Source organism: Thioalkalivibrio halophilus, from assembly GCF_001995255.1.
Taxonomy (GTDB): domain Bacteria; phylum Pseudomonadota; class Gammaproteobacteria; order Ectothiorhodospirales; family Ectothiorhodospiraceae; genus Thioalkalivibrio; species Thioalkalivibrio halophilus.
Genome location: NZ_MUZR01000003.1, coordinates 1 through 15,465, shown reverse-complemented (window position 1 = coordinate 15,465; position 15,465 = coordinate 1). Strand labels below are relative to the sequence as shown.

Annotated in this window: 13 protein-coding genes and 1 other RNA gene; 2 read left to right on the top strand and 12 right to left on the bottom strand. The window is 65.6% G+C overall.

The window, feature by feature from the left end; translation table 11 throughout:
- Nucleotides 1-80 precede the first annotated feature (80 nt).
- From B1A74_RS00785 to purL, 3 genes are all read right to left on the bottom strand, one after another.
- Entirely contained in the window at nucleotides 81-1,481 is a 1,401-nt protein-coding gene (locus B1A74_RS00785; RefSeq protein WP_024328912.1) for a sigma-54 interaction domain-containing protein, read from the bottom strand.
- Nucleotides 1,482-1,546: 65 nt separating this feature from the next.
- Nucleotides 1,547-2,086 carry a PilZ domain-containing protein gene (locus B1A74_RS00780; protein WP_024328913.1) on the bottom strand — a complete coding sequence of 180 codons (540 nt, stop codon included), beginning with the start codon at nucleotides 2,084-2,086 and terminating at the stop codon, nucleotides 1,547-1,549.
- Nucleotides 2,087-2,119: 33 nt separating this feature from the next.
- Nucleotides 2,120-5,992, bottom strand: coding sequence for a phosphoribosylformylglycinamidine synthase (gene purL / locus B1A74_RS00775; protein WP_077243527.1), 3,873 nt, complete (start codon nucleotides 5,990-5,992; stop codon nucleotides 2,120-2,122).
- A gap of 131 nt (nucleotides 5,993-6,123) precedes the next feature.
- Between purL and ssrA the strand changes: the two genes are divergently transcribed.
- Nucleotides 6,124-6,485: a transfer-messenger RNA gene (ssrA, locus tag B1A74_RS00770) on the top strand.
- Between the two features lie 154 nt (nucleotides 6,486-6,639).
- On the opposite strand, the gene B1A74_RS00765 is transcribed toward ssrA, so the two are convergent.
- The 9 genes from B1A74_RS00765 to B1A74_RS00725 form a co-directional block, all read right to left on the bottom strand.
- Nucleotides 6,640-7,224 carry a hypothetical protein gene (locus tag B1A74_RS00765; RefSeq protein ID WP_077243495.1) on the bottom strand — a complete coding sequence of 195 codons (585 nt, stop codon included), beginning with the start codon at nucleotides 7,222-7,224 and terminating at the stop codon, nucleotides 6,640-6,642.
- The gene (locus B1A74_RS00760; RefSeq protein WP_077243494.1) at nucleotides 7,224-7,679 is read right to left on the bottom strand and encodes a hypothetical protein; all 456 of its coding nucleotides are present in this window, start codon (nucleotides 7,677-7,679) and stop codon (nucleotides 7,224-7,226) included. Before B1A74_RS00760 ends, B1A74_RS00765 begins: the two co-directional genes overlap by 1 nt.
- Before the next feature lie 25 nt (nucleotides 7,680-7,704).
- Nucleotides 7,705-9,096, bottom strand: coding sequence for a hypothetical protein (locus tag B1A74_RS00755; protein WP_077243493.1), 1,392 nt, complete (start codon nucleotides 9,094-9,096; stop codon nucleotides 7,705-7,707).
- Nucleotides 9,093-9,458: a hypothetical protein gene (locus B1A74_RS00750; protein WP_077243492.1), complete on the bottom strand. Its 366-nt coding sequence runs from the start codon at nucleotides 9,456-9,458 to the stop codon at nucleotides 9,093-9,095. The genes B1A74_RS00755 and B1A74_RS00750 overlap by 4 nt, the downstream gene beginning before the upstream one ends.
- A gap of 184 nt (nucleotides 9,459-9,642) precedes the next feature.
- Nucleotides 9,643-9,951: a hypothetical protein gene (locus B1A74_RS00745; RefSeq protein WP_077243491.1), complete on the bottom strand. Its 309-nt coding sequence runs from the start codon at nucleotides 9,949-9,951 to the stop codon at nucleotides 9,643-9,645.
- Nucleotides 9,952-10,225: 274 nt separating this feature from the next.
- Nucleotides 10,226-12,409: an AAA family ATPase gene (locus B1A74_RS00740; RefSeq protein WP_077243490.1), complete on the bottom strand. Its 2,184-nt coding sequence runs from the start codon at nucleotides 12,407-12,409 to the stop codon at nucleotides 10,226-10,228.
- Nucleotides 12,402-12,599, bottom strand: coding sequence for a helix-turn-helix transcriptional regulator (locus tag B1A74_RS14580; protein WP_077243489.1), 198 nt, complete (start codon nucleotides 12,597-12,599; stop codon nucleotides 12,402-12,404). The genes B1A74_RS00740 and B1A74_RS14580 overlap by 8 nt, the downstream gene beginning before the upstream one ends.
- Before the next feature lie 65 nt (nucleotides 12,600-12,664).
- A complete protein-coding gene (locus B1A74_RS00730; protein ID WP_077243488.1) occupies nucleotides 12,665-13,147 on the bottom strand; it encodes a hypothetical protein in 483 nt (160 codons plus the stop codon).
- On the bottom strand, nucleotides 13,144-14,436 hold the full coding sequence (locus tag B1A74_RS00725; protein ID WP_077243487.1) for a tyrosine-type recombinase/integrase: 1,293 nt from the start codon (nucleotides 14,434-14,436) through the stop codon (nucleotides 13,144-13,146). Before B1A74_RS00725 ends, B1A74_RS00730 begins: the two co-directional genes overlap by 4 nt.
- 345 nt (nucleotides 14,437-14,781) lie before the next feature.
- On the opposite strand from B1A74_RS00725, the gene B1A74_RS00720 reads away from it, so the two are divergent.
- Nucleotides 14,782-15,465 (top strand): tyrosine-type recombinase/integrase (locus B1A74_RS00720; RefSeq protein ID WP_143592219.1); only part of this gene is annotated, 684 nt, incomplete at its 3' end.

The window sequence follows — 15,465 nt, the reverse complement described above, 5'->3', positions numbered from 1 at the left end:
CCTTTTTATTCAGGGTCCTGCAAACAATGTTGCCGGTTTTCGTCGGGATCTCGACAGCGGCAACACCTTGCCACGGAGGCTCAGCCGTCAGAATCCCGTCCCAGTCCGAACTTGCGCATGCGCTCAACCAGCGTCGTCCGCCGCATGCCGAGCCGCCGCGCGGCCCGCGCCACCACATGACCGGTATCGGCCAGCGCCGCTTCGATCATCGAGCGTTCCAGGTCGTTGAGATAATCGCGCAGATCGACGCCTTCCGGTGGCAGGCCATCCGGTCCCGGCATGTTCGGGCCGGTGGCCGATGCCGACGACCCGGCCGATGCCCCGCCCGGTTCCGCCGCCGCACCGCTGCGATCCTCCACCCCTTCCGGACGCACGCGCGGCGGCAGCTGCCCCAGGTCCACCGGCAGATCGGGGTACATGATGGACAGCTGTTCCAGCAGATTGCCCAGTTCGCGGATGTTGCCGGTCCAGTCCAGACGTTCCAGGTGAGCCACCACCGCCGGCGTCAGGTGCGCGGGGCTGCCCCCCTGTTCGCGCAGCCGCTCCTCCAGCGCCGTGATCAGCTGCGGAATGTCACTGGCGCGTTCGCGCAACGGCGGCAGCTCAATGGGGAAGACGTTGAGACGGAAGAACAGGTCCTGACGGAAATTCCCCTCCGCCACGGCCTCGTCGAGGTTGCGATGGGTCGCCGCAATGATGCGCGCGTGGGTGGTGATGGACTTGTTCGAGCCCACGCGCTCGAACACCCGTTCCTGCAGGACCCGCAGAAGCTTGACCTGCATGGGCAGGGGCATGTCTCCGATTTCGTCGAGGAACAGCGTGCCGTCCTGCGCCAGCTCGAAGCGTCCGGTGCGCGCGGTGAAGGCCCCGGTGAACGCACCCTTCTCGTGACCGAAAAGCTCGCTTTCCAGCAGATCCGGGGGAATCGCGCCGCAGTTGACCGCGACGAACGGCTTGTCGGCACGGTCCGACGCGTCATGGATGGCCTGCGCGACCACTTCCTTGCCCGAGCCGGTCTCGCCGAGGATCAGTGCGGTGGCATCCGTGCGCGCCACCTGCGCTACGAGCCGCTTCACGCCAACCATCGTCGGGTGGTGCCCGACCAGACCCGGTACGTCGTCGTGGACGCGCTCCCCGCCGAAGCGCAGCCACTGCAGAATCTGCGTAACCCGCGATACCGATAACGGGTGTTCCACCACCCAGTCGACCGCCTGGTGCTCCACCTTTCCGCCATCGGTCGGCTGGGCCACCACCGGCAGGTTGTCCGGGGCAACGGCGGCCTGCGCCGCAACCGCCGTTGCCGGGCCGCAGAGCCAGATCGCGGCGGGTTCGCGGGTACTGTCGGTCAGGCCGTGTGCGTCAATGCGGGTCTCGGCCTCGCAGCCCATGGAGGCCAGGATGGCCCGTGTATCACGGGCAGCTTCGGGTTCGCCGCCCAGGGCGATGTGGAGTCCGTGTTCGTCGTCCGCGGATGTCGCCATGCTGTAAGGCCCGGGTCGGAGTATGAGTGGCCTCATGCGTGAAGCCGATCACAGTATTATAGCGATCACCCACCCCCGTCAACTTTCTGTCGTTTCTCCGCGACGTCGCGTCGATGCAGACGAAAAATCCAGCGCCCCAGGGCGTCGTGCATGCGGTCATCATGCGGGCTCCAGTGGATCAACTGGGCCTCGTCATGACGTGTCGGAGGTTCCACACCCAGCACCAGCGGCTGCGGCAGAAAGTCGCTCAAATACAACGCCAGGCGATCGGCATCATCAGGCAGCGTGCCCGCCGGGAGTACCACGCCACCGCGGCTGATGACCACCTGCCGAACCGGTGGCCGTTCCGGATCCAGGGATTCGGCCAGCAGGTGAACGAGCAGGTCCAGCTTGCGCTCCAGGCGCTGCAGTTCCAGCGCGGTCTCGTCCGCCGCACCGTGTGCGGGGTGGTTGCGGCTGCCACTGGCCTCGAACAGCTCGATTCCGTCCACCAGTCGCGCGGCCAGCTCGCCGTGGGTGACGGGACGCATGGTTGGCCCGACCGCCAGCGACGTACTAACCGTCAGGGTCTCGCCCAGCCAGTCACTCCAGTCCCGTTCACTCATGGTGTCACTCCCCCGCTCGATTCCTGATCAGGCTCAACCGACGAACACCCGTGCATTGCGGAAAAGCCGCATCCACGGACCGTCCTCGCCCCACTCGGCCGGATGCCAGCTGTGCTGCACCGTGCGGAACACCCGTTCGGGATGCGGCATCATGATGGTCGCGCGGCCATCCTCGCTGGTAAAGGCGGTCGCGCCGCGCGGCGAACCGTTGGGGTTGGCCGGGTAGGCCTCGGCCGGGGAGTCGTCGGCCTCCACGTAGCGCAGCGCCGCCTGGTCGTACACCGGGGCCTCGCCGGGATATTCCACGCGCCCTTCTCCGTGCGACACCACCACCGGCAGCACCGAGCCCCCCATCCCGTCCAGCAGCACCGACGGCCCCGGCTCCACCCGCACCAGCGACAGGCGCGCCTCGAACTGTTCCGAACGATTGCGCACAAAGCGGGGCCAGTGCCCGGCCCCCGGGATCAGCGGCGCCAGCCGCGACAGCATCTGGCAGCCATTGCACACCCCGAGACTGAAGGTATCGTTGCGCTCGAAAAAGGTCGCAAACTGCGTGCGCAGCCCCTCGTGATTGAGAATCGTGCGGGCCCAGCCCCCGCCGGCGCCCAGCACGTCACCGTAGGAAAACCCCCCGCAGGCCGCCAGGCCCTGCATGTCGGCCAGATCCCGCCGGCCCTCGAGCAGGTCCGTCATGTGCACGTCCACCGGCTGGAAGCCCGCCCGTTCGAAGGCCGCCGCCATCTCCAGCTGACCGTTGACACCCTGCTCGCGCAGGATCGCCACGCGTGGCCGTTCCCCGCTGGCGATGAACGGCGCCGCGATATCTTCCGAGGGATCGAAATGCAGGCGTTCGGTAAGTCCGTCATCGGCCTCGATACGTGCGTATTCCTCGTCGGCGCATTCGGGATTGTCGCGCAACCGCTGCATGTGTCGGGTGGTCGCCTGCCACTGGCGCTGGAGCCCGGCGCGCGTCGACTCCAGCAGGTTCTGCCCGGCCTGCGCGACCGTGACCGTCTCGTCCCTGCGCAGACGGGCCACCTCGTGCAGATGCGCGCCGAGACCGGCCTGTTGCATCGCCTCGCGCAGGGCCTCCTCCGCCCCGGTCCGCACCTGCAGAACCGCCCCCAGTTCCTCGTTGAACAGCCAGGCAGCCGGGTCCACCTCCGGCGGCACGTCGATGTCCAGGCCGAGACGCCCGGCAAAGCCCATCTCCAGCAGGGTCGTGATCAGGCCTCCGTCGGAACGGTCGTGGTAGGCACACAGCAGCCCCTCGCGGCGCAGGTGGCCGACCGCGTCCACGAATGCGCGCAACGCCGCCGGATCTTCCACATCCGGAGGCACTTCACCGATGCCACCCGCCGTCTGCGCCAGGGCCGAGCCGCCCAGCCGCATCTGGCCGGCCGCCAGATCCACGAACCACAGGCTGCCCCCCTCGCGGGCATCCGGCTCCGACGTCAGGGTCCGGCGCGCGTCCGTCACCGGCGCAAAGCCCGACACCACCAGGGTCACCGGCGCATGCATGTGGCGCTCGTGACCGTCGGCGTCCTGCCAGACCGTGCGCATCGACAGCGAATCCTTGCCCACCGGGATGCTGATGCCGAGCTGCGGGCACAGATCCTCGGCGACCGCCCGGACGGTATCGAACAGGCCGGCCTCCTCGCCCGACACCCCCGCTGCGGCCATCCAGTTCGCCGACAGGCGAATCGCCCGGGTGCCATCGATGTCCGCGGCGGCCAGGTTGGTCACCACCTCGCCGATCGCCATGCGTCCGGAGGCCGGCCCGGAGAGGATCGCCACCGGCGAACGTTCACCCATGGCCATGGCCTCGCCGGTATACCCATCGAAGTCGGTCAGCGTCACGGCGCAGTCGGCCACCGGCACCTGCCAGGGGCCGACCATGGGATCCCGCGCCACCAGGCCGCCCACCGAACGGTCACCGATGCTGATCAGGAAGTGCTTGGCGGCCACCGCCGGCAGATTGAGCACTCGCTCCAGCGCCTCGGCCAGATCCGTACCGGCCGTCTCCAGCGTCGTGACCGGCGCGGCCCGGCGCGCGTCCTCGCGCGTCATCTTCGGTGTGGCGCCCAGCAGCATGCCCATCGGCATGTCCACCGCCGGCTCGTTGAACAGCCGGTCATCCACTCGCAGGTGGCCGTCATCGGTCGCCTGCCCGACCACCGCGAACGGCGCGCGCTCGCGCTCGCAGATCGCGCGGAAGGTTTCGAGGGCCGCGGCGTCCACCGCCAGCACATAGCGCTCCTGCGCCTCGTTGCACCACAGTTCCATCGGCGACAGGCCGGGCTCGGCGGTGGGTACCTCGCGCAGCTCCATGTGCCCGCCCCGTCCGGCATCGTCGAGGATCTCCGGGATCGCGTTGGACAGTCCGCCGGCACCCACGTCGTGGATGGAACGGATCGGGTTGCCTTCACCCAGCGCGGTGCAGCGATCGATCACCTCCTGGCAGCGCCGCTGGATCTCGGGGTTGCCACGCTGCACCGAGGCATAATCCAGGGCCTCGCTGCTCGAGCCGCTGGCCATCGACGACGCGGCCCCACCGCCCAGTCCGATCAGCATGGCGGGACCGCCCAGCACCACGATGGGCGTCTGTGCGGGCACCTCGCCCTTGTGCACGTGTTCGGCACGCATCGACCCCACGCCGCCGGCCAGCATCACGGGCTTGTGGTAACCGTACAGGACCTCTCCACCGTCCGGCTGCGGCAACGCGGACTCCAGCGTGCGGAAATACCCGCACAGCGCCGGTCGTCCGAATTCGTTATTGAAGGCCGCGGCACCGATCGGCCCCTCCAGCATGATGTTCAGCGCACTCTCGATCCGTCCCGGGCGCCCGAAATCCCGTTCCCACGGCTGCGGATACGCCGGAATACGCAGGTTGGACACAGTAAACCCGGTCAGGCCGGCCTTGGGCTTCGACCCCCGCCCGGTGGCGCCCTCGTCCCGGATTTCGCCGCCGGAGCCCGTGGCCGCTCCCGGCCACGGCGAGATCGCGGTCGGATGATTGTGGGTTTCCACCTTCATAAGCACCGGAAGATCCAGGTCCTCGCGACGGTATTCGCCATCGGGCCCGGGCATCAGCCGCACCCCGCGATGCCCCGCGATCACCGAGGCGTTGTCGCTGTAGGCAGACAGCACCCCGTCCGGATGGAGCCGATGGGTCTCGCGGATCATTCCGAAAAGCGTGCGGTCCTGCTCCTCGCCATCCACTACCCAGCGGGCGTTGAAGATCTTGTGCCGGCAGTGTTCGGAGTTCGCCTGCGCGAACATCATCAGCTCGGCGTCGGTCGGGGCCCGCCCCAGCGCTCGATAGCCTTCGGCCAGGTAATCGATCTCCTCTTCCGACAGCGCCAGCCCCAGCTCCCCGTTGGCGCGCGCCAGCGCGCTTCGGGCATCCGGCTCCAGGCCCACCCGTTGCAGCGAACGCGGCGTCTCCGTGCGGAACAGGGCGCCCGCGTCCGCGGGATCTTCGATGACCGCCTCGGTCATGCGGTCGAACAGGGGCGCAGCCATGTCCACAAGATCCAGCCCCTGCGGCAGCTCACCACCCACGTACCAGTGGGTACCCCGTTCGATCCGCTCCACGGCGGATTCCAGCCCCGCATGACGGGCAATCTCGGTGGCCTTGGATGACCAGGCGCTGATCGTGCCCGGGCGCGGGATCACCACGGGTTCGCGCACCGCCTCGAATGCCGGAGCGGACCAGGCCTCGCCTTCGTCCAGCAGCGCGGCCAGACGCTTCTCCTCGTCCGCATGGAGCCGGCGGTGCAGATGCACGAAATACAGATGACGCGCCGCCAGGCGGACCGGCACCCCGGTGCGCTCCTCCAGCGCCGCTTCCAGCGTCCGCAGTCGAAAGGAGGAAACCGCCGTGCCGCCTTGAAAAACCCGCATCATCTTCACCCGGTGTGCCGTGGTTGGACCTGTTTCGAGCCGCGCATTGTACCGGAGCACCGCCACCTCCGGGAGAATGTCGGAGGTGCACGGGAACTCCGACTGCGGTACCCTGTCCGAGTAGTTGCAAAGGGGGCGACCTGGATTCGACGCGGGTCGCGAAACCTGAGGTGCATGCCGAGGATGTAGTGAGCCTCGTAAAAATCACTGCAAAAAAATAGTTGCCAACGACGACAACTACGCACTCGCCGCTTAAAACCCGGTAGGGTGCCGTCCGACTGGAGCCGTGCTTGTGCGTCCAGTATCGGGCGTCGACTCTCACAAGCTCGCGGTGAAGCGTGCCCGGCGCGGATCCGTTAAAACTCAACCGGGATCGCCAGACGTCTTCCCTGCCTGTCGGGTAGCGGCTGGTTAAACGCAAAGACAGGATAAGCATGTAGAGCCGAGGGCGGAGGGCCTGCGGACGCGGGTTCGATTCCCGCCGCCTCCACCAGTTAAGCAGTAAAATCAGGCACCTACGGGTGCCTTTTTCTTTTGCCCCATCACCTACCCAACAACGGCGAGACACAAAAAAAACGCCCCAACAGCCGGAGGACTGCCAGGGCGCCACGGCGCTTAAAGGTGCGCCGCAAACCTACCCGAGAACTCTACGCAGCCTTGCGGGCGCGCTCGCGGGCCGCCTGCATGGTCTGCGCCTGGTGCCCGGCCATGTTGCGCAGTTCGCGCGACAGGTCGGCCAGCGTGCCCAGGTCGGCGACCGCCTCGAAGCGCGACCGTTGTTTGAACTCGTCGCGCGGCTGGTGGGCAGCGTCGGCTGCACGATGGGCGGCGGCAATGGCACCACCGGCAGCGGAGTGAACTTGGTCCAGCTCCCGGCGCAGTTCGCTTAGATGCTGGATCGCCTCGGCCACGCGCTGGTGGCAATCGGCCTCGGCCTGAATGGCGCCCTGCGCTTCCTTCTGCGCCTGCCGGTAGGTCGGCATGGCGTCCTTCGATTCGGCTTCGGGGCGCTTGGCCTCAAGGGCATCAATGCGATCCTTCCACCGCCGGGCCTCGGCGTCGTGTTCGGCGGCTGCCGATTGGTGGGCCTTGGCATCGTCGAAGTTGCCAGCCGAAATAGCTGATTCGTATTCCGCTCGCGCCTTATCCGCCGCATCGGCGGACTGTTCGTTCAGGCGGTACGCCTCGGCAATGTCGGTTTCCAGTTTCGCGACGTGCGTTTGCTTACCCATCACTTCGCCCTCCGGTGCGCATTCTTCATCGCCTCGAACGCACTCTCGGCGCTGGCGTCGGTGGTCGTCTTCGGCTGCGCGGCACGGGTAGTACCTACGGTGGCCGCCTTGGCGTCTGCTTTGGTCATGCCTCGCGAGGGACGGCGGTGTGCGTTGCGCAGATCATCCATCGCCGCATCCTGCTTGGCGCGGATGCGGTCGGCTGCGTCATCTTGGTTTCGTTTGGTCATGGTCGGATTACCTCCATCAGTTCGGATTCCACCAGCGGGCGCGGCGTCTGCGCGTCCGAATTTACGGTGTGTGGTCATGCTGTCGTGATCGTGGATCAGTGCCCCTTCCAGGGCGTCGGCCACAATCTGTTCCAGCTTGGCGTGGCTCACGTCGCCGTGATTGCGGGCAACGTGGCCCGTTACCCATTGGGTGCGCTGCGGTGAATGTTTGAGTTTCGGTGTCATCGTCTTTCCTCGGGGTTTGCTTCGGTTACCAGGTGGTCAAGGCCACCATGCGTGAATGGGAATCGCGGCTATTCATCGCCACCAATCCGGCCACCGCATTGGCGCGATCATCGTGGCCGCCGGGGGGATGGTCGATAGAGTCACGCCCACCACGAGCGGTGCGGCGCTCCAGACTGACCAGTTGCGCCTGCAACTTGTCGTCTGGTGGAATCTCCACGCGCCCGGAATTGAAGGCGGCGAGGGCGTCGCGATATAAGTCACTTTTGGGCTTGGCCCCCTGCTCCACAGTGACGCCGTGGCGCTCGAACTCCGTGACCGGCCATTCGCCGGCGTAGCGGTCCGAATGAACGTGTCGGACTCCATACGCCTTGAACGCCTCCGCATACTCGGCTGTGATCGCGGCGGGTTCTCCTTTGCGGGCGCGCAGTACGTCCACCACCAGGCGCTCGCCTTCGCGGTGTCCAATCGCCATCGCGTATTCGTCTTGTCCGCCGCCTGCCGGGTCCACGAACCCGTGATAGCGGGCCTTGCGGCTCCAGGGCAGTTCAAGGGGGGACGCGCGCAACGCCTGGTCAACGACCTCACGCGGCAGGAACGCGGCAACATCGTCGCGAAACTGCCCCCCATACTCTGCGCGGGCGCTGGCTGCGTCGCGGTCATAGGCTTGCTGCACCACGCGCTCGGGAAGTTCCGGGTTCATTGTTCGGCTGGACGCCTGCGCCACCAGGATGGGGCCGCCCTCGCCAAAGTGCCGCGAGTACGCATTCCAAAGTTCGCCCCGCTTGGCGTAGGGGCTGGAAAGCGCAATCAGGGGGCCTTGTAGCGTGGCGAGGCCAGGGCGTACCGCGTTGATAATCTCCGCGTCAGGGTTCGCGGATTCATCCGAACGCCAGAATGCAATCTCGTCTGCGATCACGGCGGCGAAGGTGTAACCACGGGTGGCGCGGAAACTGGCCGTGGTGATCTCGATAACGGCCCGGTTCGATAGCTCGATTGCCTCCTTATCCTCGCGAACGATCATCCGCTCTAGCATCGGGTTAGAGCGCATCAGGCCGGAGACATACCGAAACACGGCCCGCGCCTGTTTGCGGTCGGCAGCGAGTACCGCGACGGTCGCCACTTCGCCGGGAGAAAGCCGGTCGGCATGGTCACGAAAGGCCGCTTCGTAGACCGCCAACAGCGCCGCACATTGGGACTTCCCGCCCCTGCGGCCTATCGCCATCCAAAGCTCGTCATGGGCGCTCTGTGGCGCGCTCTCGCGGCCTGTCAGCGCGTGCCAGTGTTCGGCCTCGGCATCGGTCAGGGGCAGGCCATAAAAGCCCACCAGCAGCGCCCTCCAGCCTTCCCAGCTATCCGCGCCGAACTGGTGCCCGAACAGGGCCGGATCGGTCATCGCGTCGCGAATCGTGACGGTCACTGCGCGGCCTCGCTGCGTTGTTGCAGGTACGTCGCCAGATCGGGCACGTCCTTTGCCTTGCGGTCCAGCCCCACCGATTTCAGCAGGCCCACCAGCGTGTTCACGTTGTTCGTGTGCCGGGCTTCGTCGATTTCCTCGCCACGGGCAAGCGCGGCTTCCCGCTGTTCAATCTGTACCTCCAGCCAAACGATCCGCTTGGCGAGGCTCCGGCGCTGATAGCTCAGGGCATCCGCACCGCCAAGATCGGCCTGCAATGCGTCCAGGCGAGCGCGGGCGGCCTGCGCCAGCCGGGTGCGCCCGTCCAGCGATTCGATCCAGTCGGATGAATACCGCGCGGGTATCTCTGCCTGTTTTGTGTTCATCGCGCGCCTTTTGGTGGGGTAGTTTGTTGGGTACGGCTTCCATTCTACGGCTCAGGCGCATCACAGCAATGGAGCGGGGCGGAGCAATTGGGAATCGAACTCGGTTTTTTGCTGGTGCGACCCTCCCCCGGTTCGGAAAGCCCCCGATATATGCGGGGCTACTCCACCGGGTGCGCTTGTTCGTCTATCCGCATAGACGCCAAAGCCGCTGCGCCAATCGGGGCGCGTAGGCACTCGGGACCACAATCGAAACGCGATCCCCTCCACCCTCCATCGTCACCATGACTTCATCCGCTCGAACCGCTATTGCGTCCAGTACGGGCGCAAGCATCGCCAGGGTGAGCGCCTCGCCTTCCGGGGGCAGTACAGAGACACGGGTGCGCTTGCTACCCAATGGCTCTACATCAATGGCGGGCCAGTGCGCCGGAATCCGGTCCCGGTACTCCCCAACGATTACGCCGGGGCCGATGGTCTGTTGCGTGTGGTTGTTCATGCCTTGCTCCTGTTCGTCTGTTTCTGTCCGGTTGCGGCGGTCTTTGCGCCGCCACCCAAGGGGGCGGGCAAAACTGCCCGTTCCCCCGTAGGGGGTTGCCCGCTGACCGTTGCCCGCCCTTGTGTGGCGCGGGCTGTGGCGTACCCACGGGCAAAATAAGGTTTTGCCCGCTGCCCTCGGGAAACGGCGCCATGACGCCAAAAACCACGGGCGGGCAGTTTTGGCGGGCAATTTGCCCGTTGCCCGTTTGCCCGTTGCCCGCCCGGTTGCCCGTTCATGCCGCCGCCTCTTGCGTGGAGGTCTCGGGCAGGCCGACAAGCTCCTTGCTGTCCTCTACGCGGGTCACTAGGTGGCCTTCCTCAATGGCGCGCTGGATCGTGTCGCGTACCTTCTTCTGCCCGGCCTTCAGGGTGTTGGTCGTGCCGCCCCAATCGTCGGCAATACGCCGTTTCGGCATCGGCCCTTTTTCGTCGATTAGCTTGGCGATCCGGCGCATCAGTTCGTGATACTCGGCATCGGCCTTCCGTTCCCGGGTGGTGGCCTTGGTGGGCTTCAGTTCGGCGGGCACCATCACGCCCCCGGCTTGCCGTTCGAGCCACAAGGCACCCCACGGCGCGGAATAGTTGGCCTTCGGCGTGCTGAACCGCACATAGCGCCCGGCCTCGGTTTCATCAATGCCGAAGTGCTTGGCCGTATCGGTTCCCATCGTTTGCAGCAGGCCAACCCAGCGCGCCCCATCCACCAGCCCGGACGCGCCGCGTACTGCCTCCTGCCCGGCCTCGCTGTCTTTCATGCTGGCTTTTGCGACGTGGTGGGGTAGTAGGACGGTGGCGCCGGTCTGTTTGCGGATTTGCTCGGCAGCCTCCACCAGTCGGGTGCCGTCCGCGTTGTCGTTAGGCTCCCCACCGTCAAAACGGCTTAGCGGGTCCAACACGATTAGACGCGGGGGTTCGGGTGCCTGGTGGGCGGTGCGGATCACGCGCTCCGCAAACTCGGTGCGCTCCGTGGTGCCGTGCACCTTCCTCGTGAGTTGGTTGTTCTCGCCTACGCGGTCGAACACGAACAGACGGCGGCGGATGCTTTCGTCGTGTTCGTTCCATGCGTGGTGGTCTAGCAGGCCGTATCCGGTCACGTTGTCCCGGTACATGCCCACCACGCGGGCAAGGCGGCGGTGTACTTCGTCCCGGTCATCCTCCGCGCTGAAGATCATCACGGTGCCGGGTTCGCCCATCGGCATTTGAAGCCAGGGCACCCCCGTGCAGACGGAAACAGCGAGTTGCAGGGTCGCCATGCTCTTACCCGTACCGCCCGCTGCGGCCAGCAGGCCCACCACGCCAAGCGGCAGGCGATCCGTGACCAGCCATTCGCGCTCGGGCGGTTCGCGGTCCAGCAGTTCGCCCACTCGGGCGGCGTCCATATCGAACGGGGCCACCGGGTCGCGGGTGTCGAACGCTTCGGCGTCAGGTTCGGGAGCACCCACGGCGGCCCGAAAGTCTCGGATGGTCCGGTCGGTACAGTGCGCATGCAGGCACTTGAACCCGCCACCCTTGAAACCGCCGGTGTAGGGTTCCCAATAAACCGAGTCGCTGCCATTGCCGGGCGTGGTGTGCTCAGCTTCCCACGGGCACCGAATGGACCACTTGCCCCCGCCCAGGTGGTGCGGCTCAAGCCCCTTAGCATGGGCGGCCTGCATGTCCGCGTTCAGATCGCCTAGCGCCGGTTTCTCGCTGCTTTCCTCGCGTGGTAGGGGCGGGAATACGCGGCGGATGGTTTCCGCGTCATACGGGCGGCCTCCGCCTTGGTGATAGGCGCGCACCTGGAACGGCTCGGCTTTGCGGTGCCAGAATCCCGGCACGCGCACCACGCGCGGCAGGTCGTGAACAGACGGATCAGAGCCGAACGTTTCCGCGATCCGGCGTTGTACGCCTTCAAACTCGGCAGGCTCTAGCCCATCCACCAGCCAGAACGCATGCCACTTGCCCGGGCTGGTCTCGTTGATCCGTTGCGGCTCCAACCCGTGCTGAAGGATCGGCCCCAATGGCGCGCCGTCCGTATCGGAAAAAACAGCGCGAACCCGCGTCATGTTTTGCGCCTTACGGCCTTGGCCGTCCGTCTCGTTTAACGAGACGAATACGCCAGCACCGAGACCGTTTAGGCGCTCAAGTTCCGGCGCGTGCTGGTCTAGCGTCCCATGCAGCGTCCGGGCGTATTTCTTTGGTCGATCTGCTTTTTTATTCGCGGCATCTTCGGCCTTGGCCTCTGGGGTATCCGCGAAGGTCTGGAATGTAAAACGCTCTGCGTCTTCATCCAGGAACGTCAAGAAGTCGCTGGCTGCTTCAAGGTCTGGCGTTAGCTTTGCAGACGTGTCCGCAGTGCTATAATCAACCCCGAGCATCCCCCCGCTCGCGTCTACCCCGTTCGCCGTTACCCCGGCGGCGGGGTTTTTAGTTTCAAGCATGGGCGCCGCCCTCCCGTTCCGCTTCCCACGCCTCAAGGTCGGCAACGCGCCACCGCGTGCAGCCGGTCGTGAGTTTTACGGGTTTGGGAAAGGTGCCTTCACGCGCCCACCGCCAAGGGGTTTTCGGGTGAACGTTGTAAAGGGCAGCGATCTGCTTATCAGAAAGGTGGGTCGGTTTTGTTTGGTTCATTTGTCTGCACTCCGTCGTTTTTGGTAGCGACGGGTGCAGTACACGCGGGGGGTTGGCGGGGACGCTTAGCGCACTTCCGCTTTTTTCAAATGCTCGCGAACTTGGCGCGCTGTGAGCCCAACGCGTTTGGCAATCACGGCAGCCCGGTTTCGTTCTTGAATTGTCGTGAGGGAGTGCCAAATCTCCACGATCTTACGGCGTGTTTCTTCAGCTTCTTCCTTTCGCAATTCTGCGGTTGTCTCTCCGCCCTGAATCTTTTTCTGTCCCATTGCGAGCATGGATGTTCCCGCCACGCGCTCCCAGCGGGTAGCACGCCGGATTTCTTCGGCCATGTCTCTGTGCTCGGCCACTGCGCGGCGCACATAGCGCCCGGTTAGCTTCACAACGCTTTCAGGCGGCACGTCGCCGGTGGCGCGCGTCCATGCCTCGTGCATTTGCGCTTCAGCGTCAAACGCACGCTGCCGCAGAAGCTCAAGGAACTGCCGCGCGCCTTCGCGGCCTAGCTCCTTTTCCAGTTTCGGCAGCGTCTTCAGAAAATCGTCACTCATCCCCGCGCCTCCCCGATTTCTCTCACTTCCGCCGACTCCGGCACTCCTTCATTCAGAAACCGCGCCCAATCGACCATCAGGCGCGACCGTTGCGGCAGTAGTTCGTCACGAGCATAGGCCGCGCGGGTGGCGTCGCTGTTCACATGGGCAAGGGCCAGTTCCGAGACTTCATCCGGGTAGGCGGTGCGGGACCGCGCCCAATCCTTGAACGATGAACGGAACCCGTGCGGGACCACCACGCGCCCCGTGGTGGGTTCGGTGTAGCCCATGCGGCGGCAGACGGCGCTAATGCTCATATCGGATAGCTCGCCACCACGCGGGGCCGTAAACAGATAGCCGCCCTCCATGCGCGGCAAAGACTCCAACAGGGCCACCGCTTGATCGCTTAGGGGCACACGGTGCGGCTTGCCTGCCTTCATCCGTTCGCCCGGCACAGTCCAAACGCGAGCATTCAGGTCTATTTCGTCCCACGTTGCTTTGCGCACTTCGCCGGAACGGGCCGCCGTCAGGATCGCGAACTCTAGCGCCCGCGCCCCTACGCCTTCGCGCGTGTGCAGGTCGGCCATGAACTCCGGCACCTGTTGCCACGGCAATGCGGGGTGGTGCTTGGTCCGCTTGCGCTTGCCCACATTCGGCATAACCTCCTTGAGGTTGCCGTCCCAGCGGGCCGGGTTCTCGCCTTCCCGGTAGCCGGAGACCGTGGCGAAGGTCAGGACCGATTCCACGCGCTGGCGCACGCGCGTGGCGGTCTCGGTCTTGCTGGTCCAGATCGGGTCCAGCACGTCTTTAACGTGCGGCAGCTCGATAGCGTCCACCGGCAGGCTGCCCAGTTTCTCGAACGCGTACCGTTCAAGGCTGCTAATCCAGTCGGCGCGGTGCTTCTCGCTTCGGAAGTCTTGCGCCTTGACGTGGTGGCATTCGCGGGCAACCTGCTCAAAGGTCTTACGCTTCGCCTGTGCGGCCCTGGTGGCGTCTCTCGCGGCTTTTCGCTCGGCAACCGGGTCGATACCCTCCCGAATCTGTTGCTTGGCCTCTCGCGCCGCGTCACGCGCCTGCGCAAGCGTCACCTCGGGAAACGGCCCCAACCCCATGTCGTGCCGGACGGCATACGCTTCCCCGCTGGCCGTGGTGCGCATCTCTCCGGTGGAGTAACGCAGCACCCAAGACGTGGCGCCGCTCTTGGTCACCTGCAACAGCAGGCCGGAGACTCCGCCCACGGCGTGCAGCCCCGGTTTAGCGGTCAGTCTCCGCACCTGCGTGGCGGTCAGTTCCTTGGCTTTCTTTGGCATTGCGTAACCTCCAACCTACCCAACAAAGGGCGTATTATCGGATGCTACGCGTCGTTACTTCACGTTACAAGGGTCAAAGGTTAAACTGTGCGCGTTCAGGGGCTTGCGTTACTTGGCGCTACTAGGCGCAGCCCCACGGCGGCGGGCGCCGCCTCCACCAAACAACCTTCCAAAGCCGCCCTCGGGCGGCTTTTTTATTGCCTTAAATCAGTGATATACGCCGTTTTGGCGTCCACCCAGGTCCATGGAGATCCGTTGACAGCCATGGGTAAGTGGGGGCAACTTTGGGGGCAACCCGGGGGCAACGGGCAGAGGTTGCCCCCACAAGCCACGGAGGTTGCCCCCATGCCCCTGACGGACACCGGCGTCCGGCAAGCCAAGCCCGCCGACAAGACCTACAAGGTCAGCGATGAGAAGGGACTGTATCTTGAGGTCACCCCCAGCGGGGGCAAGCGGTGGCGGCTGAAGTACCGCTTTGGGGGCAAGGAGAAGCGGATCAGCCTGGGGACCTACCCGGACACCAAGCTCAAAGGAGCGCGCAAAAAGAGGAATGAGGCCCGGGACCTGCTGGATGAGGGCATCGATCCGAGCGCCCATAAGCAAGCGGAAAAGGCCGCGCAGACCGTGGCAGCGGCGACCACCTTCGAAGCGGTGGCCCGGGAGTGGTACGAGACGAAGCACACCCAAGAGGTCACGGAGAGCCACGCTCATCGCAATCTGCGCCGGCTGGAGCGGCTGGCCTTCCCAGCCCTGGGCCGCCGCCCCATCGCGGAGATCACGGCCCCGGAGGTCCTCCAGGTTCTGCGCCGCGTGGCCAACCAGGGGCATACGGAGACCGCCCATCGAGTGAAGGCACTGACCGGGCAGGTCATGCGGTACGCCATCGCCACCGGACGAGCCGAGCGAGACGTGACGGCCGATCTCCGGGATGCACTGGCACCGGCAAGCACCAAACACCACGCCGCCGTGGTAGATCCGGAGGAAGTCGGCCCCCTCCTCCGGGCAATCGAGAGTTACTGTCGAAAGTGG

What these genes read in the sequence shown, in the direction of transcription:
- B1A74_RS14580 (WP_077243489.1), bottom strand. Translation starts at nt 12,599, where the DNA reads ATGAACCAAACAAAACCGACCCACCTTTCTGATAAGCAGATCGCTGCC.
- B1A74_RS00725 (WP_077243487.1), bottom strand. Translation starts at nt 14,436, where the DNA reads ATGCCAAAGAAAGCCAAGGAACTGACCGCCACGCAGGTGCGGAGACTG.
- B1A74_RS00785 (WP_024328912.1), bottom strand. Translation starts at nt 1,481, where the DNA reads ATGGCGACATCCGCGGACGACGAACACGGACTCCACATCGCCCTGGGC.
- B1A74_RS00740 (WP_077243490.1), bottom strand. Translation starts at nt 12,409, where the DNA reads ATGCTTGAAACTAAAAACCCCGCCGCCGGGGTAACGGCGAACGGGGTA.
- purL (WP_077243527.1), bottom strand. Translation starts at nt 5,992, where the DNA reads ATGCGGGTTTTTCAAGGCGGCACGGCGGTTTCCTCCTTTCGACTGCGG.
- B1A74_RS00780 (WP_024328913.1), bottom strand. Translation starts at nt 2,086, where the DNA reads ATGAGTGAACGGGACTGGAGTGACTGGCTGGGCGAGACCCTGACGGTT.
- B1A74_RS00745 (WP_077243491.1), bottom strand. Translation starts at nt 9,951, where the DNA reads ATGAACAACCACACGCAACAGACCATCGGCCCCGGCGTAATCGTTGGG.
- B1A74_RS00750 (WP_077243492.1), bottom strand. Translation starts at nt 9,458, where the DNA reads ATGAACACAAAACAGGCAGAGATACCCGCGCGGTATTCATCCGACTGG.
- B1A74_RS00765 (WP_077243495.1), bottom strand. Translation starts at nt 7,224, where the DNA reads ATGGGTAAGCAAACGCACGTCGCGAAACTGGAAACCGACATTGCCGAG.
- B1A74_RS00730 (WP_077243488.1), bottom strand. Translation starts at nt 13,147, where the DNA reads ATGAGTGACGATTTTCTGAAGACGCTGCCGAAACTGGAAAAGGAGCTA.
- B1A74_RS00760 (WP_077243494.1), bottom strand. Translation starts at nt 7,679, where the DNA reads ATGACACCGAAACTCAAACATTCACCGCAGCGCACCCAATGGGTAACG.